The following is a 22,185-nucleotide window of genomic DNA, read 5'->3' as shown; positions in this document are numbered from 1 at the left end:
TTTAATTTAAAATTTATAAACAAAACCAGTATAAACGCCAATGAAATATGGCGAAAACGAGTTTTGTTTGTCTTTGAATGTATTAAAATGATATTTAAAAGTAGGTTCTAATTTCAAGTCTAAATTTTTAGAAAAAGGATAAGAAAAACCGAGTCCTACATTTCCTGTAAAATGTACATCGTTGATATTGTTAGACTTACCTATTTCTGTTTTCGTATTATTAGATGAAACGGAAACTGCATTTTTATTTAAAATGACAGAACTGAAACCTGTTATAGTGTTGATTTTCAATTTTTTATTGAGTAAATTGTACGAAAGTTCAATAGGAATTTCTATAAAACTCATCTCTTGGTTCAGTGTCCCTGAATTTACAGAACCTACTACATATGCATTGTAAAAAGAAGCATTATTATTAAGGATAACCATATTCTGTCCGTTTTCATTTAAAGACAACGTTTTGTAGCTATTGTTGTAACTAATAGAAGCCGTACTGTTGGCTTTAAAGAAAATTACATTTTCGGTTTTATGACTAAGGCTATAATTGCTTACACCCGTTCTTACAGAAATTTTATCATTAATAGCATACTGAATTCCTGCTCCAAAGCTGTTATTATCATCAAAAGTTTTAGTATTGTTATCAAAGGAATTACTTATCGCAGAACCTTTTGTAGAAGAAGCAAAAAGTGGAGTATAATTAGCAAAAACGGATAGTTTTTTAGATTTTTTTTGCGTTTCTTTTTGTGTTTCTTTTTCTAGTTTTGTTTTAAAAATACTTTCTTCTGAATTATTTTGAGCTAAAATATTTTCTTCTTTTTTCAAAACTTCTTGTTCTTTTTTAGCCGAATTTTCGAGATTGTTTTCAGCTAAAACAATTGGCGATTTTTCTTCTATATTTTGTTGATTTGGTGTAATTTCTGGTTGAAGATTTTTCGCCAAGTTTTTTTCCTCTGAAGATGGATTTTCAAGATTTGTCTTATTTTTTTCTACAGAATTTAGGGTATTGTTTGTTAATTTTATATTTTTTGAAGTATTGCTTTTAGGCAAAGAACTTTCTTTAGTAATTGTATTAACAGAAAAATTTGTGTTTTTAGAATCAGTAATATTGTTTTGATGGTTAATGATTTCAGCAGTCTTTGCATCTATTTTTGAATGATTATGTAAGTTGTTTTCTGTAATTTTTTGATTCTGAATTTCAGGACTTTGATGAGCGATTTCGGTGTTGTTTTTTGGTAAATTGCTGTCAATCTTATCATTAAATAAGAAATAACTTATCAATAAAATCGCAGCTACACTTGTAGAAACAATTGCAGATTTCAACCAAAATAGAGGAATTATCCTTCTTTTCTCTTCTTTTTCATTAATTTTTTCGGAAATAAAATCCCAAGATTCTTGTGGCGGATTGGCTTCAAAATCTCCGAGTTTTTCCTGAAAAATGTGCTCTATATCTTTTTTATTTTTCATGGTAATAAAGCGTATTTTTCTGTTGTGATGTAATTTTTTGTTTCAAAATCATTTTGGCTCTGCTCAAATTAGATTTGCTGGTTCCTTCAGAAATATTAAGCATTTCTGCGATTTCACGATGGCTATAATGGTCTAAAACATAGAGATTAAACACCATTTTGTATTGAGTAGGTAGTTCTTGTACCAATTTTAGAAGTTGGTCTATAGAGAATTCCTCTTCTTCATTTATTTCTTCATGGGTTTCTATAGTTTCTAAGTCTGTAAAAGCTAAATTCTTGTTTTTTTTGAGTTGAGAAATACAATGATTAATAGTGATTTTTTTTGCCCAAAAAAACAAATCACTTTTAAAGTTAAATTGATGTAAATTTTTGAAAATTAAAATAAAACTTTCCTGAAAATAATCTTTGGCATCATCTTGATTTTGAGCGTATTTTAAACAAGTACCAAAAAGTCTTGGTGCAAGATAATCATACAATTCACGTTGTGATTGTGCGTTTTTTTGTAAACAAGAAGAGATTAGTTCTTTAAAATTCATGTAATACAACTTACAATACCGAAAATAGTGATTTTATTCTACAACTATGGTTTTAGTAATCCATAAATCATTTCCAGCATTGTCTTTTCCGTTCCAAAACTTAAAAGTGTAGGTTCCTTTTTCTACAGGTTTAAAGTTAAATTGATTAGCACCTACATAAGTAGCTTGTGTGCAAGCATTATTTTCTTTGTAGGTGTAAGAAGTTACAAATCTATTCAGATTATCAATTCTATAATCATAATCATAAAATCTATCACAACCAGAAGCATAAGTAGAGTAAGTTTTAATGGTTTGAGTAGTAAATAAATCCATCTTCTCTTGAGGGATTTTCACACTATCTATTTTAATTCTAGAAATACTAATGTTGTTTTCTTCTCTAGTATCACAAGAAAATAGAAATCCAAGAGTGCATAAAGCCATTGTAGTAAAAAATAATTTTTTCATAATCTTAATCTTTTATTTTGGTAAATTTTTGTGCACAAGGTTCGTCACAACCATAATTAGAAATAATGAGGTTGCCGTTTTCAATATTTATTGATAAAACGGTAGGTAATAACAATCCTATGGTAAAACATTTTGGCGTTAATTTTTTTTCTGTAGAAGAATAAATATAATTTCCGTCTGTGTTTTGATTGGCTTCAATATTCATGTTACAAAAACTTCCGTTAGAGATATATGTTCCATCATTTCTAAAAGTTACAGTTCTGCTACTGTTAACAGGTAAGAATTTACCACTTCCATCGCCTGGATCCATTAATTGTGCACTTAGTTTCCATGTTCCGATGATATTGGTTTCATCTAAGTCTTGTCTGCAACCAATAAACAAGATAACCAATAAAATGAGTTTTAAAAGTTTCATAATTTTTATATTTTACTATTAAGAGGTAAAAACATTCAATTGGTTGCGTCTTAAAACAAAAAAAGATTTCTAAATTTTAGAAATCTTTTTCGTATTTACTGATTCGGTAATCCAGAATCTTCTTTTTTGTCTTGTTTCAATAAGTTCGGATCTTCTTTTACCAATTTATTCTTAGTAGGAAGTTTATAATTGATAGAAATTCCAAAATTTTGAGAATCAAAATTATTTCCTAAATAAAGATTAGAATTGTTATAAAGCGAGGTTACCGCATTTACGTTGCTTCTAAACAAGTCATTTGCAAAAACAGATACGGTAAGTCTATCATTCAAGAATTTTTTAGTAGCAGTAAGGTCAAAGCTATTCATCCAAGGTTTTTCCATTCTGTAGTAGTACCAGTTTCCTTTGGTCATGGTTCCGTAATTAGCAACTAGTTTAATGTCTTTTGGCAAAATAAATTGAGCCATGATGTTAAAAATCCAGAATCCTTTATTGTCATTATCTGGCAACTGATGAAGTTGATAACCTGTGTAAACGTATAAGAAGTTCATTTTATCTGGATTGATATTAAATTTCATTGTTTCCTTTAATCCTTTAGTAAAAAGCATAAAAGGAATAGGTAAACCGAAATTAAAATTATGAACTTTCATAGAAGAAACGTTTATAAAACCATTACTTACTCCATAAGCTTCTCTATTTTCTATGATGGGTTTCTCTGCAAAGAAATATTTCTTTTCTGCAAATTGTATAGATTGATTTTCGGCGATACTTAGATTATAGCCAATAAAAGCATAATCAAAGACTGAAAATTTTGCTTCGAGATTATTAAAAATAGTAGGTTGTAGATTAGGATTTCCTCCGAAACTGATGTTTCCGTTTTGGTAATTGGTGTTATTTGGGTTAAGCCAAGAAATATTAGGCAGTTGAATTTTTCTGTTGTAATTCAGTGCAAAATAGACTTGTTTCCCAAAGTTATATTGAATGCTTGCATTCGGGAAAAGGCTGAATTTTTTAAAAGGAATTAGATCTTTAGTAAGTTTTCCGGTGGTTAAATCTATGGTTTTTCCAGAAATATCATACGCTTCTGCTCTGGTTCCTAAAATAAAATCAAAATTCTTTTTCTTTGCTTGAAGTTCTGCATACGTAGAAGTAGTTTGTCTTTGGTATTCTAAATTGGTAATGCCGAAAAAATCTGTGTCGTAGTTTAATTTTTCAAACAAACCACCGAAAGAAATTTTCCCTTCGTCTAAAATTTTAATAGGTTGCGAATAATCAATTCTGAAGGTCGCTACGTTTTGATGAGAAGTGGTTTCTATGTTATTGTTTTGAGTAGTAGAGTTGATGAATTTTTTACCATCAAGATTATAGTTTGAATCAAAAGTGTTATAACTGGCGTTCAAATCTAATTTTTTGTTTTTATCGTCAAATTTTATTTGATACGTTGCGCTTAAATCTTTTCTCCAGTTTTCTGTCTCCCCGAAATCTTTGGTTGTGTAATCGTCTATACTGTAAATGTAATTAGGCGCGGTTCCCGTTCTATTGGCTATGAAACCAGAACTGCTATTTTCGGTGTCATTATTATTATGGTTGATGTCATAATTTACCAATAATCTATCTTTCCCAATGTTAAAAGTAAGTGCAGATTTCACAAAATAACCTCTATTCACTTGCTCCGAAAATACGTTAGAAACCTTGTCTATGATTGATTCTCTGTAAGCTTCTCTATAATTTTGCCCGAAATTTAATTGCCACCCGAAATATTTATTTTTGGCATTTAACAAAATAGAATTATTGGTTCTGTTTCTGTATTTTTCGTAATTAGTGAAAGCGTATCTCCCGGTGTAAGTTGCAGAAAGATATTTTTGTGCGTTTTTATTGGTGATAATGTTAATGATTGCACCACCAGAAGTGGCAGGAAATTCAGAACCTGGTTGCGTTACAATTTCTACACGTTCTACAGAATTGGCAGGCATTCCTTCGAGAAAAGCTTGCAACTGATTACCGCCAATATTTAGCGGTCTTCCGTCCATATAAACATCTAATTGCTTCCCTTGGTACATCATCCCTGCAACATCAGAAACGATAAGACCTGGCAATTTTTTGAGGCCTTCACTTACATTACCAGTATTGAGATGAGCTTGTTCTGAAAAATCAAAAATAGTTCTGTCTGCTTTCTGTTCTACTGCTTTTTTGGTTTTGGTAAGGGTTACACCGTCTATTTGTTTCTCTTTTAGTGTTTCATTTTTAGTGTTTTGAGAAAAAACGAAAGTTGTGGTAAAAAGAAATCCAATAGCGATGATATAATTTTTTTTCATATTCATTTTTAAATTCTTCTATAAGACTGCCTAAACTTTATTTTGTTACAAAAGTTGTTATAAATAAAGAAAATGAACTTTAATTAAATTTGCGATAAGTAAGTTTTTTAAACATTTTTTAAATTTTAACCAAATAAGAAAACCACCCGAATTTTCGAGTGGTTTTTTAGTATTTATGAAAAAAAGCTTATGCTTTTTTAGCTTCTTCAGCGATTAGATTAAGCGCAGAACCAGCTCTAAACCATCCGATTTGCTGTTCATTATACGTGTGATTAGCAAGAATAGTATCCGTAGTTCCATCTGCGTGTGTTATTAAAATTTGAAGTGGAGTATTCGGTGCGAAACTATCAAGGTTTAAGAAATCAAAAGTATCATCTTCTTGGATTTTATCATAATCCTCAGCATTTACGAAAGTTAATGCAAGCATACCTTGTTTCTTAAGGTTCGTTTCGTGAATTCTCGCGAAAGATTTTACTAAAACTGCTTTTACACCAAGATGTCTTGGTTCCATTGCAGCATGTTCTCTAGAAGAACCTTCACCGTAGTTTTGGTCTCCTACTACAATTGAAGGAACGCCTGCTGCTTTGTAAACTCTTTGTACTGCAGGAACTTCACCGTATTCTCCAGTTAATTGGTTTTTAACTCTGTTGGTTTCTTTGTTAAAGAAGTTTACAGCACCTATTAACATGTTGTTAGAAATATTATCTAAGTGACCTCTGTATTTTAACCAAGGACCAGCCATAGAAATGTGGTCAGTAGTACATTTTCCTTCCGCTTTAATGAGAAGTTTAGCGCCCGTAATATTTTTACCATCCCAAGGTGAGAAAGGTTCTAATAATTGTAATCTGTCTGAAGTAGGAGAAACAATTACTTGAACAGCAGAACCGTCTTCTGCAGGAGCTTGGTAGCCGTTATCTTCTACGTCAAATCCTTTTGCTGGAAGTTCAGAACCTTTAGGTTCGTCTAGTTTTACTTGTTCACCATTTTGGTTGGTTAATGTATCAGTAATTGGGTTGAAATCTAATCTTCCAGAAATTGCTACAGCAGCTACCATCTCAGGAGAAGCTACGAATGCGTGAGTATTTGGATTACCATCTGCTCTTTTTGCAAAGTTTCTATTGAATGAGTGAATGATAGAGTTTTTCTCTTGTTTTTCAGCGCCTTCTCTGTCCCATTGTCCGATACATGGTCCACAAGCGTTGGTAAAGATTCTCGCATTTTCAAATTTTTTGAAAGTGTCTATCAATCCGTCTCTCTCTGCAGTATATCTTACTTGTTCAGAACCTGGGTTAATTCCTAAAATAGCTTTTGGTTTTACCCCTTTTGCTACCGCGTCTTCTACAATAGAAGCGGCTCTAGATAAATCTTCATAAGAAGAGTTGGTACAAGAACCAATTAATGCCCATTCTATATCTAGAGGCCAATCATTTGCAATAGCTTTATCTCTCATTTCAGCAACTGGAGTTGCTAAGTCTGGAGTGAAAGGTCCATTAAGGTGTGGAGTTAATTCGTCTAAATTAATTTCAATTACTTGGTCGAAATATTTTTCTGGTTCTGCGTACACTTCAGCATCACCAGTTAAGTGTTCAGCAATTTTATCAGCAGCATCTACTACTTCTTGTCTTCCTGTTGCAGCAAGATATCTTCTCATAGAATCATCATAACCGAAAGTAGACGTGGTAGCACCAATTTCTGCACCCATGTTACAAATAGTTCCTTTTCCTGTTGCAGAAAGGGATACCGCTCCTTCTCCGAAATATTCTACAATAGCACCAGTTCCACCTTTTACAGTAAGAATTCCTGCGACTTTTAGGATTACATCTTTTGCTGAAGTCCAACCGTTTAGCTTACCAGTTAATTTAACACCAATTAGTTTTGGCATTTTTAATTCCCAAGCCATTCCTGCCATTACGTCAACAGCATCTGCTCCTCCAACTCCAACTGCCACCATTCCTAATCCACCTGCATTTACAGTGTGAGAGTCGGTACCAATCATCATTCCACCAGGGAAAGCATAATTTTCTAAAACTACTTGGTGAATAATACCTGCTCCTGGTTTCCAGAAACCGATACCATATTTGTTACAAATAGAAGAAAGGAAGTTGAAAACTTCGTTATTTTTATTCAGTGCTTCTTGTAAATCTTTATCAGCGCCAATTTTAGCTTGAATTAAGTGATCTGCGTGAACTGTTGAAGGAACTGCAACTTTAGCTTTTCCTGCTTGCATAAACTGTAAAAGTGCCATTTGCGCAGTTGCATCTTGCATTGCAACTCTATCCGGAGCGAAATCTACATAAGAATTTCCTCTTTCGTAAGCTTCTGTAGCATTACCTTGCCAAAGATGAGCGTAAAGAATTTTTTCAGCGAGTGTAAGAGGTTTTTGTACTACTTGTCTTGCCGCAGCAATTCTTTCAGGGTAGCGCTCATACACTTTTTTGATCATGTTAATGTCGAATGTCATATCTATTTTATTTTTTTGTTTAAAGTTTGCATTTGGGAATCAAATGATAGGATAATGATGTTATTATTCTCCATCAAATTCTATTCCTACATGATTGATAAGATATTAAAATAGTCTATGTTTTGAATTTTTAATACCTATTAATCCATTTTTGAAATTGAATTTTATGTAAGGCTAAAATTAATATTATTTTATGAAATGTAATATTTTATGATAAAAAAAATTGGAAGACTTCTCAAGAAATCTTCCAATTTATATTTAAAAAGCCTTTCGACTTTAGTTTACAATGTATTAAAAATGACCAACAGTTACCAGTTCTTTAATAGATGGAACGAAAGTAGTTAAGTTGATTCCTTCAACAGCTGTTTTGTACTCGTCAATACTTGGAATACGACCTAAGATTGCAGACAATACTACGACTGGAGTAGAAGCCAATAGAGATTCTCCTTTTTTACGATCAGAATCTTCAACTACTCTTCCTTGGAAAAGACGGGTGGAAGTTGCCAAAACAGTGTCTCCTTTTTCCGCTTTTTCTTGGTTACCCATACAAAGATTACAACCTGGGCGCTCTAAGTACATCATATTTTCATACTGTGTACGAGCTTCGCTTTTTGGAGCTGCATCGTTAAATTCAAAACCTGAATATTTTTCAAGTAATTCCCAGTCACCTTCAGCTTTTAATTCATCGATGATGTTATAAGTAGGAGCAGCTACAACCAATGGCGCTTGGAATTCTACTTTACCATTTTGTTTTTCAAGATTTCTCAACATTTGAGAAACGATTTTAAGGTCACCTTTGTGAACCATACAAGAACCTACGAAACCAAGGTCAACTTTTTTCTCACCTCCATAATAAGTAAGGTCTCTTATGGTATCGTGCGTATATCTTTTAGAAACGTCTTCGTTGTTTACATCTGGGTCTGCAATCATTGGTTCAACGATTTGATCTAAATCTACCACAACTTCAGCGTAATATTTAGCATTAGCATCTGGAGTTAAAGCTGGTTTGTCACCCGTTCTGATTTCCTCAATTCTCTTATTTGCTTTGTTGATTAAACCTTGTAGAACGTGATTTTTATTGTCCATTCCTTTATCAATCATAATCTGGATTCTGCTTTTTGCAATTTCCAATGATTCAATCAAAGTATCGTCTTCTGAGATACAAATTGAAGCTTTAGCTTTCATTTCTGCAGTCCAGTCTGTAAAGGTAAATGCTTGGTCGGCAGGAAGCGTTCCGATATGAACCTCAATAATTCTACCTTGGAAAACGTTTTCTCCGTCAAATTGCTTCAACATCTGAGCCTGAGTTGCGTGAACTACATCACGGAAATCCATATGCTTTTTCATTTCGCCTTTGAAAGTCACTTTTACAGATTCAGGAATTGGCATAGACGCTTCACCTGTTGCCAAAGCCAATGCTACAGTTCCAGAGTCGGCACCGAAAGCAACACCTTTAGACATCCTTGTGTGCGAATCTCCTCCAATAATAATGGCCCACTCGTCCACGGTAATGTCATTCAGAACTTTGTGAATAACATCGGTCATGGCGTGGTATTCACCTTTCGGGTCACGAGCTGTGATAACCCCGAAATCGTTCATAAATTTCATTAATTTAGGAATATTAGCCTGCGCTTTTTTATCCCAAACTGATGCGGTGTGACAACCTGACTGATACGCTCCATCTACGATTGGAGAAATCACGGTTGCTGCCATAGATTCTAGTTCTTGAGCGGTCATCAAACCTGTTGTGTCCTGAGAACCAACGATGTTTACTTCAACTCTCACATCAGAACCAGCGTGTAACAATTTACCATCTGGAACGCCTACTGCATTTCTGTTGAAGATTTTTTCAACAGCGGTAAGTCCTTGTCCTTCAATAGAAATTTCTTTAGAAGGCGCAAAGACTGTAGGAGCTGTAATTCCTAAAGTTTTAGCAGCGAAAGTTTGGATTTTTTTACCAAAAACGATGGCGTAAGAACCACCAGCTCTTATAAATTCTAATTTTTGCGGAGTAAATGATTTTGAAATATCTTTCAATTCAACATCTCCATTGTATAATTTTTTCTCTTTCGTATTGATGGTAAGAACAGTTCCTGTAGCAACTGAATATTTTTCTTCTAAAACAATATCGCCATTTTCATTTCTAACAGGGTTTCCGTTTTCGTCCACTTTTTTTACCCAGTTTTGAAGGTCGATTCCGATACCACCGGTTACATCAACTGTAGTTAAGAAAATTGGAGAAATACCGTTTGTTCCTGCTACAATTGGAGCGATGTTTACGAATGGTACGTAAGGACTTGCTTGTTTCCCAGTCCAAAGTGCAACGTTATTTACACCCGACATACGAGAAGAACCAACTCCCATTGTTCCTTTTTCAGCGATCAACATCACGCTTGCATCAGGATGTTGAGCCTGTAAAGCCTTTATTTCTTCCTGCTGAGCAGGAGACATCATACATTTTCCGTGCAATTCACGGTCAGAACGTGAGTGTGCCTGATTTCCCGGAGATAATAAATCAGTTGAAATATCACCTTCTGCAGCGATATAAGTCACAACTTTAATTTCTTCTGGAACTTCTGGAAGTTTAGTAAAAAACTCTGCTTTTGCATAGCTTTCCAAAATATCCTTAGCGATTACATTTCCCGTTTCATAAGCTTCTTTTAAACGCGCTGTATCAGCATCGTACAAGAAAACCTGAGTTTTAAGAACTTCAGCAGCTTGTTTTGCGATAGCTTCATTATTTCCTAAAGCCAAATCAAGAAGAACTTCGATTGAAGGACCTCCTTTCATGTGAGATAGCAATTCAAAAGCGAAAGTAGGAGTGATTTCTGCCACTATAGATTCACCAAGGATTATTTCCTTTAAAAACTTAGCTTTTACACCAGCTGCACTAGTTGTGCCTGGTAAAATATTATAGATGAAAAAGTTAAGAGAATCAGCTCTGTACTCATTTGCTGTATCTTTAATTTGCTCAATAATTGCGCTTAGCAATTCTGCACTGTCAATAGGTTTTGGGTGAAGCCCCTGTGCTTTTCTTTCTTCGATTTCCTGGATGTAATCCTGATAAATATTCATAATTTTTGAAGTCTTTTTAAACTTAATAATTAGATGATTTACTGTACTTTAGTAGTTAAAATTTTTATAATCATCAATCTTTTTATAATGATGCTCAAAAGTAAGAAAATTTAATTTGCAGAGGATATCTTTTTTTAAAATTTTATAGATGAAGCATATTATTTAAATCAATCTTGTAAAATATAAAGTTTAGAATTACATTTGTTTTATGTACAAGGGTGAAAAAAAATGGATTTTTGTAGTTATAATACTGCTTATAACAGGTTATTATTTTTTTCTAAATCCTTATGAACAAGAGTATTTTTTTATTTCTTGTCCCTTTTATAAGATTTCGGGTTACCAGTGTTCAGGTTGTGGTTCACAAAGAGCATTTCACGAAATTTTACATCTGAACTTCGAAGAAGCGTTTCACCAAAATGCACTTGTACTATTAGGAATTCCTTATTTTTCATTGATTTTCTTTACCAGTTTTTGCCAAGAAAAATTTGCTAAGCTAAGACAGTTTCTCATCGGCAAGAAAACAATACTAATTTTGTTCATTTTCATAATTCTTTTCGGGATTTTTAGAAATTTATAAAAATTTTATACATTTGCACTCAAGAAAAAGGGGTGCTGTAAAAAGCTGAGATTATACCCAAAGAACATAGAACAGGTAATGCTGTTTATGGAAACGTCTTTGATGTATTTTTCACACGTGGCATCCTTTTATTCGATTTGTTTAATTTTTTACAACATCAGAATGAAAGGATTTATTATTTTAGGGCTAGGAATGAGCTCTGTTCTCTCTGCGCAAATAGATACGGCGCAAGTAAAAGAAATTCAAGAGGTTAGCTTTACGAAAAGGCTGCCAGTTTCCAAAGAAATTATTAACGTACAAAAAGATTTAGGAGCTAAAAATCTAGGTCAGGATTTGCCTATTTTGCTCAAAAATCAAATGTCTGTAGTCGCGACTTCCGATGCTGGAAACGGAGTGGGTTACACTGGTTTTAGGATTAGAGGAAGCGCTGGAACAAGTATTAATGTAATGCTGAATGGTGTTCCGTATAACGATTCAGAAAGTCAGGGAACTTTTTTTGTGAATATTCCAGACATGGCAAGTTCTGCATCGCAGATTGTCATCCAGAGAGGAGTAGGAACTTCTAGCAATGGAACAGCAAGTTTCGGAGCAAGTGTGAATATTTTGACCAAGAATCCAGAGGAGAAACCTTATTTTTTGACCAATCAAAGCGCAGGAAGTTTTAACACCTTTAAACATTCCTTTGAAGCAGGAACAGGAAAATTTTTGAACAATTTACTGTCGGTTTCGGCAAGATATTCTATCATTAATTCAGATGGTTACATTGATAGAGCTTTTTCTAAACTCAATTCTTACAATATCAATGCGCTCTTCGAAAAAGGCAATACGAAACTGAGATTTTTAACTTTCGGTGGTAAAGAAAAAACGTATCAAGCGTGGAATGGAATTGATAAAGCTACCTATGAATCTAACCCGAAATTTAATTATTCTGGAGCAATTTATGATGCTAGTTGGGAAAATATTATTGGTTTTTATGATAATGAAACCGATAATTACCGACAAAACCATTATCATTTACTTTGGGAACAAAAACTCGGTAAAATTTGGAATCTAGAAACCACTTTTCATCTTACTCACGGAGAAGGTTACTATGAAAATTATAAGCAAGATGCTAAATTTTCAAAATATGATTTGCCCAATATCGTAGAAAACGGAAATACCATTACCAGAACAGATTTCATTAGAAAAAAATGGCTAGATAATGATTTTTACGGCGTAGTTTCTAGTCTTTATGGGAATTTTGAAAATGTGAATTTGAATTTCGGAGTGGCTGCCAATCAATATTTCGGGAGACATTTTGGGAACGTGACGGGAGTGAAATATACTGATATTTTCGAGCATGAATACTACAGAAATAATGCTTTGAAAAATGAAGTTTCAGGTTTTGCGAAAGCCATTTACAAAATGGAAAAACTTGAATTTTTTGGAGATTTACAACTTAGAAACATTGACTATAAAACATATATTTTAGATGAAAATGCAGAAGAAGGAGCAGATTTAAGTCAGAAATGGACGTTTTTTAATCCAAAATTCGGGGTGAATTATCAGATAGAAAACGGAAAATTATTTTTCTCTTATGCTCATGCTCACAGAGAACCCAACCGTGATGATTTATTTGCCAATCCTAATACGAAGCCAGAAAAATTACATGATTTTGAACTCGGTTTAGAAAAAACGTTTGGTAATGTTTCTTTTACTGCAAACGCTTATTACATGAATTATGTGAATCAATTGGTACTAAGTGGAGAAATCAATATGGTGGGAGAATTCATTAAAATTAATTCTGGAAAATCTTACAGATTAGGTTTAGAATTTGGAACTTTGGCTAAAGTTTCAGAAAAACTGAACGTATTAGGAAATATTACTCTGAGCCAAAATAAAAATGTAGATTTCAAAATTGAAGAAAATTCTACAGTAACCAATTTGGGCAATACCGACATTTCATTCTCTCCTAATATTATTGCCAATGCTATAATTCAGTATAAGCCTATTAAAAATTTACAGTTAAATCTTAATAATCAATATATTGGAAAGCAATATTTGGACAACACAGAAACCCAATCACTACAACTGAATGATTATTTCTTGACTGATTTTAATGCACAATATGAGTTTAAAATTGCAAAACAAGAGGTGAGTTTACAATTTTTGCTGAATAATATTTTTGACAAAAAGTATGTAAATAATGGGTTTGTATATAATGGACCTTACTATTATGCACAAGCTGGCAGAAATTTTATGTTAGGGCTTAATTTTAGGATAAATTAGTGATTATTAGTGAATTCCCTGATTTTTCTCAATTTTGTTTAAAATACTGTTAATCAGTAATTTGTATTGTCTTATAAATGAGAAAATAAAAATTATTTCAGGTTGGTAATTAATTGAAAATCAATGAATTTTGATTTTTTTTTGAAAAAAAATTTTTTTATTTTAAATTTTTGTTAATTTTAAGTTATTAATCCTAAAAAAAATTATTATGAAAAAACTTTTATTTTCTTTCTTATTTTCCGTTGTTTTTGGCCTATTTAGTTCGCAATCAATTGGTCTGATTGGTGACTTTAATTCGTGGTCAGGAGATGTAGTTATGGCTACTACAGATAATGTAAATTATACTCTTACTCATACTTTTACTGCAAATGGAGGAGTGAAGTTTAGACAAAATGGCAATTGGACTACGAGCTGGGGGGCAAACGCTTTTCCTAGTGGAACAGGTACTCAAAATGGATCAAATATACCAGTTACTCCAGGGACATACAATATCACTTTTAATAGAACAACAGGTGCCTATAATTTCGCATCAACTATTGTTTCTGATAATATTAGTTTCTATGGAGGGTTTAATAGCAATGCAACTCCAGGTGAATCTCTTTCTACACCAGACGGTATTACTTATTCTAAAACTGATTTTTATTTCAATGCTGCTAATGTTAAGTTTTATAAGTCAAATGCTCCAATTACAACATGGGGAGGAACTACTTTTCCTTCTGGTACTGCTGTAGAAAATGGAGGTGATATTCCTTTGACATCAGGATATTACAATATAACCTTTAACAAAAATACTCTTGCTTATTCATTTCAAGTAGCTCCTGTTACTTTAATTGGAAATGGTATTTCTGGTGGTAGTTGGACAACAGATGTGGCTCTTACTTCTACAGACGGAGGTAAAACTTTTACTAAATCTGGATTGCAACTTGTTACAGGAGGAGTTAAGTTTAGAGTAAATAATGCTTGGGTAACGAGTTGGGGTGGCACAACCTTCCCTTCAGGAACAGGTGCTTTAAATAGTAATAATAATATTCCTACAACTCCAGGAACCTATGATGTGACTTTTAACCGTTTAACAGGAGAATATGCATTTACAGTCAGTACTTTAGCAACTGGCGAAACTGTTAAGAAAGCAAAATCATTCGTTTCTGAAGGGAAATTGTATACCAATAAACAAGGAAATCTAAGCGTACAAGTAGTAGATTACTCTGGAAGAGTGATTAAAACTATTTCGGCAAAAGCTTCTAGCAATGGTATAGAACTAAATCTTCCAAAAAAAGGAAATTATATTCTTAAACTTAATGATGAGGTCATTAAATTCGCCTATTAATCAAAAGAAAAAATGTTTTTATAGAAGGTTGCTTTTTAGCAACCTTTTTTTGTAACTCAACTCAACAAAAAATATTAAATTTGTGCCAAATGAATTTAGGATTACATCTATACAATTATTTGCAAGAAAAAGGAAGTGCAGAACTTCCTGGTTTTGGCGTTTTTACCCTCAAGAAAAAATCGGCTACTTTAGATGAGCAATCCTCTAAAATCTTGCCACCAACCTATGAAATTTCTTTCGTAGAAAATAAAAATGTTTTCAATGCAGATTTTGCTAAATATATTTTTGAAAAAACAGGCGAAAATTTATTTGTAGTGCAGTCTCTAATAAAAGAAGAAGTTTCTTCTTGGCTGGAAACATTGTCTGCAGAACAAAAAATTACAATAGACGAAATAGGTGAATTTTCACAAGAGGAAAATGTTATAAAGCTTTTAGATCAAAAAAAATACACCAATACACCTAAATTTTTTGGCCTCGAAGAAATTAGTTTAGAGCAAATTCAAAATAGTGAAAACTCTGAAGACTTACCAGAATCAGACAATCAATACGTTTTTAATAACTCTATTCTTTGGATTTTCCTATTCATTTTACCTGTAGGAGCCATCATTTATTTGGCGATTAATTATCAAGACCAAATTTTTGGAAAAAAGTCTTTTGATGATATTTCAGTGAAAACTTCTACCCATAGAATTCCTGAAAAGCCAAAGGTAAATCCTACTATACAAAAAGATTCATTACAAACTTCAAAAAAAGATTCATCAAGAATTTCTAAATAATTTCTATGGAAAAAAATGCGAAAACTCCTGCAGAAACCAGGACTATTATGACCAATATTGTACTTCCAATGAAACCAATGCATTAGGAAATATGTTTGGTGGTGAACTTCTTTCTAGAATGGACAGAGCTGCTGCTATTGCTGCGCAAAGACATAGTGAATCTACCGTTGTTACCGCTTCTGTAAACCATGTTTCGTTTAAATATCCTATTCCACAAGGTGGAGTGGTAGTGGTAGAAGCTAAAGTTTCTAGAGCGTTTTCTACGTCTATGGAAATTTATTGCGATGTGTGGTTAGATAACCCCATCACCAAAGAAAAAATTCATACCAACGAAGGAATTTATACTTTCGTAGCGGTAGATAAAAATAACCATCCAGTTCCTATTCCTGAGCTTATTCCGCAATCTGATGTTGAAAAAGCAAGATTTGATGCGGCACTTCGTAGAAAAGAACTTTCTCTAATTCTTTCTGGGAAAATGAAAGCTCAAGATTCTATAGAACTTAAAAAGTTATTTGGTTAGAATATTTATTGTAAAGTCGTTGATTCGTTAAGTTGTAAAACTGTGAAATTGCAGTTTTAAAGTTTTTAAGAATTTGGCAATAAGCGATTTTACGGTTTACAAATCAACAATTTTACCATTTCAAAAAAATGAAAATTCTCCTTCTCGATAGCAATCATCCATTAATAACCGAGCAACTTTTAGCAAAAGGTTTTGTTTTGGAAGAAGATTTTACTTCGTCTTATGATGAGGTTTTGCAGAAAATCAATCAATATGATGGAATTATCATCAGGAGCAGAATTCCTCTCAACAAAAATTTTCTAGAAAATGCCCAAAATCTCAAATTCATTGCGAGAGTAGGAGCAGGAATGGAAAACATAGACCTAGAAACCGCCAAAAATCTAGGAATTTCTTTGATTAATTCCCCAGAAGGAAATAGAGATGCAGTAGCAGAACATGTAGTGGCGATGTTATTGATTCTCATGAATCGTCTGTTCATTGCCTCAGAAGAGGTGAAAAACGGAGTCTGGAAACGTGAGGAAAACAGAGGTGATGAATTATTAGGAAAAACGTTTGGAATTATTGGCTACGGAAACATGGGAAAAGCAACGGCCAAAAGACTTTCTGGTTTTGGAGTGGAAGTTATTTTCTATGATATTTTACCGAATTTAGAAGATGAGTTTGCCAAACAAGTTTCCTTAGAAGAATTGCAAGAACGCGCAGATATTCTTAGTTTGCATATTCCTTTAGATGCTTCAACGGAATATTTAGTTGATGAAAATTTCATCTCGAAGATGAAGAAAAATTTCTATTTGGTCAATACGGCAAGAGGAAAAAATGTGAAAACTTCTGCAATAGTAGATGCGCTGAAATCTGGCAAAGTAAAAGCCGCAGCATTAGACGTTTTAGAATACGAAAAATCTTCCTTCGAAAACCTAGATACTTCGACTTCGCTCAGCGCAAGAAACAAAGAAGATTTGCAATTTCTTTTGGAATCAAATCAAGTCATTGTTACACCGCACATTGCAGGTTGGACGCATCAAAGCAAGGAAAAACTGGCGCAATTTATCGTAGATAAAATCGTACAGCAATTCTGTTAAAAAAATCTTAATGTTAACGCAATCATAAAACACTGCTTCAAAAAAATGCTAAATTGCCCCGCCTAAATAATTAATCAGAAGATGAAGCAGAAAATTGTAGTAATTCTTATCCTTTTATTGACTTTGATTTCTTGTAAAAAAGAATTTAATTTTTTTCAGCAAGAGAATGAAAATGGTTTGCCTAATTACGGAAATGTAGATGTAGAAAATGTCTTTACTGCAGAAGATTCTAAGCTTCAAGATAAACAAAATGTAGTTAATACCATTCAGCAATACTATGATAAAGTTTGGGAAAAAGGGGATTTAAGTGGTGGTTTTCTCGTAGCAAAAGGTGATAAAATTCTCTTCGAAAGCTATAGAGGTTTTGCCAAAGAAAATAATCAAGTTCCCATCAATAAAGATGTTCCGCTTCATATCGCTTCTATTTCTAAATCGCTTACTGCGATGGCAGTTCTTAAATTGGTAGAAGCCAGAAAAATAAATCTTCACGATAAAGTCACCCATTTTTTTCCGAAATTCCCTTACAAAGAAGTAGAAGTGATTCACTTGCTTAATCACAGAAGTGGGTTACCGAAATATGAATATTTCATCGAAAAACTAGGGCTTAAACCCCAAAATAAATATTTTACCAACCAAGAAGTTCTCGATTTGCTTATCCAGTACAAACCAGATTTGGCAAGAAATACCAACACTGGCTTTATGTATTGCAATACCAATTATGCGCTTCTTGCACTGATTGTAGAAAAAGTTACCGCACATCCTTTTCCTTTGGCGATGCAGAAAATCGTTTTCAAACCTTTGGGTATGGAGCATACGTATATTTTTCAGCAAAAAGATTCTCTCAGAGCTGCTCAATCTTTTTACTATCAAGGAAGCAGATTGTATCCTACAGATAAATTAGATGGGATTTATGGTGACAAAAACTGCTACACCACGCCAAGAGATTTATTTAAGTTTTCAAAAGCGATGTACGCCGAAAATTTCTTGAGAAAAAGCCTTAAAGATTCTATTTTTACACCTTACAGCAATGAAAGAAGAGGTGTAAACAATTATGGAATTGGTTTTAGAATGAAAGTTTTTGACAATGGAGAAAAACTTACGTTTCATAATGGTTGGTGGCATGGAAGCAATACCGCTTTTGTTCATTTACAAAAATCTAAAGTCACGATTATTGCTCTTGGAAATAAATTTTCTAGAAGAGTGTATTCTGCTCTCACGCTTTCTTCATTGTTTGAAGATTTTCCTTTAGAAAGAGAGAAATTGAATAAACTCATGAACAAGGAAATAGACACTACAAAAGAGAATCACGATGCTGCGGCAGAATCTACCGAATAATTAACGCATATTTCTTAATTTTGCTCAAATTTCATCAATGAAAAAAATAATTTTTCTCCTTTTGCTTAACCTTTTGCTTTTTTCGTGTGCTAGAGTTGGCGCACCAAATGGCGGTACTAGAGATTCTTTGGCTCCTAAATTTTTAGGCTCTAATATAGATACTACTCGATTAAATGTTTCTAGAACGGTAAAAGAATTGAGACTGGATTTTGATGAATACGTGATGCTGAAGGATTTTAATAAAAATTTCAATGTATCGCCACCGATTAAGAAAATTAAAAAAGTCATTCCTTCTAATCTGGCGAATAAATATGTTTTGATACAGTGGGAAGATACGCTTCAAGCGAATACTACCTATAATTTTAATTTTGGAAATGCCATTGTAGACAATAATGAGTCTAATCCTTTGCCTTATTTTAATTTTGCGTTTTCTACTGGAGATAAAATAGATGACCTTTTCGTGAGCGGAACCGTGAAAGATGCCATGACGCTCATCAAAGAAAATCAAACGGCAAAAGACAATAAAATGGTAGTGGGACTCTATAAAGCAGGCGAAAATCTAGACTACAAACAGAAACCCGATTATATTACCAAAGTAGACGAAGAAAATTATTTTGAACTCAATTTTTTACCAAAAGGGGAATTTGTAATTATAGCTTTTGATGACGAAAATCAAAACTCTGTTTACGATGCAGGAAAAGAAAAAGTCTCTTTTTTGAAAGAAAAAATCACTTTAGACAGCACGAGTGTTAGAGGTCTAAAATTGAAACTTTACCCTTCTAAAAAAGTGGTAAAATATAAAGAAAGTAAAGCCATTAATGGCGGTTTGTTGATGACTTTTGAAGGAAATCCAGAAACGGTAGATGTAAAATCACTTTCAGAAGAACTGAAAGATTTCAAGGTGACACATGCAAAACGTTCGGATTCTGTGAATATATGGTTTGATGCAGAAAAAAGTAATTTGGGCGGGAATATTTCTAAGCAAGTGAAATTAAGTTATTTCACGCCTACGATTAGCGATACCATTTCCGTGAGTTATAAAGCAGTGAAAGATGAGTTTAAACTCTCTAATGAAGCCGGGAATTTAATCGCGCCAGAAAATAATTTTGTGATTAACACATCGTTGCCCATAGAAAATCTTAACACTTTTTCTTGGAAATTGGAAAGCGATAGCATTGCACAAGATTTCACTGCGAAAATTTCAGAGAAAAATCCGTTTAAAATTCTAGTGAATTCTAGTTTTAAACCGACGAAAAAATATGTTTTAACCATACCAAAAGAAACCGTTTCTTCTTATTACAGCAGTAATGATAAGTCGTTCCAATTTCAATTTGAGATTGATAAACCAGAAAATTATGGTTCTTTCACGGCTGTGATTAAAAATAAACCTACGGCTAAATTTTGGGTAGAATTGACCAATGAAAAAGGCGAAATCTTGTATTCTCAGTTCACCAATGCCTCAGAAGTTTCCTTTAAAAATTTGAAACCAGCGACTTATATTGCCAGAATTAGAGTAGACAATAATGGAAATGGATTCTGGGACGAAGCAGATTTTGCGCAAAATATCGCTGCCGAAGATGTATACATTTTTGAGAAAGAAATTAATGTAAGACCACTTTGGGAAATAAAAGAAGATTGGGAACTTACCAATCGTTAAAAAGTAAAATTTTAGAATATTTTGAACTCATAAATATATTCAAATGAAAAAAGTACTCATCGGAATCGTTGTTTTCTTGGTTTTAATACAACTTATTCCTATCGACAGAACCAATAAACCTGTAGACCCGAAACAGAATTTTGTAGAGGTGCTCAAAACTCCGAAAGATGTAACCGAAATGCTGAAAAATGCGTGTTACGATTGTCATAGCAACGAGGTGAAATATCCTAGTTATGCTTACATTGCTCCTATTTCTTGGTCGATTAAGCATCACGTAAATGAAGGCAAAGAAAATGTGAATTTCTCTGAATGGATGACGTATAATAAAGACCAAAAAGAGCATGTTTTAGATGAGGTCATCGAAACGATAGAGCGTAAAGAAATGCCATTTAAAGGCTATATTCCGATGCATCCAGAAGCAGACCTTACTGATGCTCAAAGAAAAATATTGATTGATTATTTTAAAGGATTACAAAAATCTGGTCAGTACTAAAAACTAAAAAAGCTCCGAAAAGGAGCTTTTTTTATTGATAATTTTCTAAAAATTTTCTTTGCGAATCGAAAGCAATTTCTTCAAGATTGAGTTCGGAAATTTTCACCCAAATGGTTTCTGAAATTTCGTGAGCTTCTAGTTTTTTGATTGCTATTTTTTCTTCTACTTGATATTCAAAGAATAAGTCCAAAGTATTATAGTCTACTTCTTTGTAATGATAAACATTGGGCAGACTTCCTACGAATTTTAAATTTTTGAGGTCTATTTCTATTCCCAATTCTTCTTTTAATTCTCTAGCACAAGTTTCTTCGGCGCTTTCTTTTGGGTCTGTGAAACCGCCAGCTAAATCTAATTTCCCGATTTTAGGATTTTGGTTTCTCTTGGTCAATAATAATTCATCTTCGCATCTTATTAATACTGCAACTGCGGCGGCGCAATTATGATACATCACAAAATCACATTGTGAACAAGAAAATTTCTTTTCTCCATCAAAAATGAGCGTTTCTTGGCCGCACTTTGGGCAATATTTTAAGTGTTTCATTTGTTTCTTGGGTGGTATTTCAGAATTACATCATGCAATTCTTCGGTTTTTAAATGGGTATAAATTTCTGTGGTGGTAATGCTAGAATGTCCCAACATTTCTTGGATAAACCTTAAATCTACACCGTTTTGCAAAAGATGCGTAGCAAAAGAATGACGGAAAGTGTGAGGAGAAATGCTTTTTCTGATTCCCGCTTTTTCTACCAATTCTTTGATGATGATAAATACAATCACTCTAGACATTGAAGAACCTCTACTGTTTAGGAAAATGTGGTCTTCATATTTTTTGCCTATTTTATTATTGGCTCTTACGTTATTGATGTAGTTCAAAATAAGATTTGCCGTGTAATTAGCAAGCGGAACGTATCTCACCTTTTTACCTTTTCCCTCTACTTTTATGAAATTTTCTTTGAAATTAATATCAGAAATTTTAAGTTCTATTAATTCAGAAACTCTAAGACCGCAACCATACAATACTTCTATGATGCAGTGATTTCTCACGCCTAAATCAGTGCTTAAATCGATGGCTTTAATGATTTTTTCTACATCTTCGAAGCTTAGCGTATCAGGTAAATATAATCCTAATTTTGGACCTTCAAGAAGTGTGGAAGGATTGTCTTCTCTAATTTCTTCTTCGATAAGATATTTAAAAAAAGATTTAATAGAGGATATACCTCTTGCTTGAGTTCTTTCGCTTATTTTTTCTCTGGTAAGATAAAGGAGAAATTCTTGTAAGTTTTCAAAAGTTATTTTGTCGGGAGTAGTGTTGTCTAGTTTCTCCTCTGAGAAAGCTTTTAGTTTCTTCACATCTCGTATGTATGCATCTAAAGTATTATCAGAGAAATTCCTCTCGAATTTGAGAAAATGTGAAAAATTCTCAATCGTTTCATTCCAAGTCATTTGTGTTTGT

Annotated in this window: 17 protein-coding genes and 1 pseudogene; 9 read left to right on the top strand and 9 right to left on the bottom strand. The window is 33.1% G+C overall.

The genetic code is table 11. The features are described 5' to 3' along the window. Positions 1-6: 6 nt before the first annotated feature. From EB819_RS10130 to EB819_RS10100, 7 genes are all read right to left on the bottom strand, one after another. Complete coding sequence (locus EB819_RS10130; protein WP_069800291.1) at positions 7-1,461, bottom strand: hypothetical protein; 1,455 nt, start codon at positions 1,459-1,461, stop codon at positions 7-9. After that, positions 1,451-1,996 carry an RNA polymerase sigma factor gene (locus EB819_RS10125; protein WP_069800289.1) on the bottom strand — a complete coding sequence of 182 codons (546 nt, stop codon included), beginning with the start codon at positions 1,994-1,996 and terminating at the stop codon, positions 1,451-1,453. Before EB819_RS10125 ends, EB819_RS10130 begins: the two co-directional genes overlap by 11 nt. Before the next feature lie 33 nt (positions 1,997-2,029). Then, positions 2,030-2,440 (bottom strand): hypothetical protein, encoded by a 411-nt coding sequence (locus EB819_RS10120; RefSeq protein ID WP_069800287.1) that lies wholly within the window; start codon positions 2,438-2,440, stop codon positions 2,030-2,032. 4 nt (positions 2,441-2,444) lie between these two features. After that, positions 2,445-2,855 carry a hypothetical protein gene (locus tag EB819_RS10115; RefSeq protein ID WP_069800285.1) on the bottom strand — a complete coding sequence of 137 codons (411 nt, stop codon included), beginning with the start codon at positions 2,853-2,855 and terminating at the stop codon, positions 2,445-2,447. 95 nt (positions 2,856-2,950) lie between these two features. After that, on the bottom strand, positions 2,951-5,167 hold the full coding sequence (locus tag EB819_RS10110) for a TonB-dependent receptor domain-containing protein (RefSeq protein WP_069800500.1): 2,217 nt from the start codon (positions 5,165-5,167) through the stop codon (positions 2,951-2,953). A 187-nt stretch (positions 5,168-5,354) separates the two neighbouring features. Beyond that, positions 5,355-7,628, bottom strand: coding sequence for an aconitate hydratase (locus EB819_RS10105; protein WP_069800283.1), 2,274 nt, complete (start codon positions 7,626-7,628; stop codon positions 5,355-5,357). A gap of 291 nt (positions 7,629-7,919) precedes the next feature. Continuing rightward, the gene (locus tag EB819_RS10100) at positions 7,920-10,703 is read right to left on the bottom strand and encodes a bifunctional aconitate hydratase 2/2-methylisocitrate dehydratase (protein ID WP_124878754.1); all 2,784 of its coding nucleotides are present in this window, start codon (positions 10,701-10,703) and stop codon (positions 7,920-7,922) included. Positions 10,704-10,911: 208 nt separating this feature from the next. On the opposite strand from EB819_RS10100, the gene EB819_RS13045 reads away from it, so the two are divergent. The 9 genes and pseudogenes from EB819_RS13045 (at position 10,912) to EB819_RS10055 (ending at position 20,735) form a co-directional block, all read left to right on the top strand. Then, on the top strand, positions 10,912-11,280 hold the full coding sequence (locus EB819_RS13045) for a DUF2752 domain-containing protein (RefSeq protein WP_069800278.1): 369 nt from the start codon (positions 10,912-10,914) through the stop codon (positions 11,278-11,280). Positions 11,281-11,442: 162 nt separating this feature from the next. Beyond that, positions 11,443-13,548, top strand: coding sequence for a TonB-dependent receptor (locus tag EB819_RS10090; protein ID WP_069800276.1), 2,106 nt, complete (start codon positions 11,443-11,445; stop codon positions 13,546-13,548). Between the two features lie 208 nt (positions 13,549-13,756). Continuing rightward, on the top strand, positions 13,757-14,875 hold the full coding sequence (locus tag EB819_RS10085; protein WP_069800274.1) for a T9SS type A sorting domain-containing protein: 1,119 nt from the start codon (positions 13,757-13,759) through the stop codon (positions 14,873-14,875). An 89-nt stretch (positions 14,876-14,964) separates the two neighbouring features. Then, entirely contained in the window at positions 14,965-15,651 is a 687-nt protein-coding gene (locus tag EB819_RS10080) for a hypothetical protein (protein WP_069800272.1), read from the top strand. Positions 15,652-15,656: 5 nt separating this feature from the next. Then, a pseudogene (locus EB819_RS10075) lies at positions 15,657-16,171 on the top strand (acyl-CoA thioesterase). Positions 16,172-16,299: 128 nt separating this feature from the next. Next, a complete protein-coding gene (locus EB819_RS10070) occupies positions 16,300-17,250 on the top strand; it encodes a 2-hydroxyacid dehydrogenase (protein WP_069800268.1) in 951 nt (316 codons plus the stop codon). 81 nt (positions 17,251-17,331) lie between these two features. Next, the gene (locus tag EB819_RS10065; protein ID WP_069800266.1) at positions 17,332-18,585 is read left to right on the top strand and encodes a serine hydrolase domain-containing protein; all 1,254 of its coding nucleotides are present in this window, start codon (positions 17,332-17,334) and stop codon (positions 18,583-18,585) included. 37 nt (positions 18,586-18,622) lie between these two features. Beyond that, positions 18,623-20,242, top strand: coding sequence for an Ig-like domain-containing domain (locus tag EB819_RS10060; RefSeq protein ID WP_069800264.1), 1,620 nt, complete (start codon positions 18,623-18,625; stop codon positions 20,240-20,242). 43 nt (positions 20,243-20,285) lie between these two features. Then, a complete protein-coding gene (locus EB819_RS10055; protein WP_069800263.1) occupies positions 20,286-20,735 on the top strand; it encodes a heme-binding domain-containing protein in 450 nt (149 codons plus the stop codon). A gap of 31 nt (positions 20,736-20,766) precedes the next feature. Here EB819_RS10055 and EB819_RS10050 read toward each other — a convergent pair whose 3' ends face one another. Together EB819_RS10050 and xerD are read right to left on the bottom strand one after the other, a co-directional pair. Then, entirely contained in the window at positions 20,767-21,276 is a 510-nt protein-coding gene (locus tag EB819_RS10050) for an NUDIX hydrolase (RefSeq protein WP_069800261.1), read from the bottom strand. Further along, positions 21,273-22,175: a site-specific tyrosine recombinase XerD gene (gene xerD / locus EB819_RS10045; protein WP_069800259.1), complete on the bottom strand. Its 903-nt coding sequence runs from the start codon at positions 22,173-22,175 to the stop codon at positions 21,273-21,275. Before xerD ends, EB819_RS10050 begins: the two co-directional genes overlap by 4 nt. Between the last annotated feature and the right edge of the window lie 10 nt (positions 22,176-22,185).

Origin of the sequence: Cloacibacterium normanense, assembly GCF_003860565.1 — a bacterium.
GTDB lineage: Bacteria > Bacteroidota > Bacteroidia > Flavobacteriales > Weeksellaceae > Cloacibacterium > Cloacibacterium normanense.
This window is presented reverse-complemented; position numbering and strand designations above follow the sequence as displayed.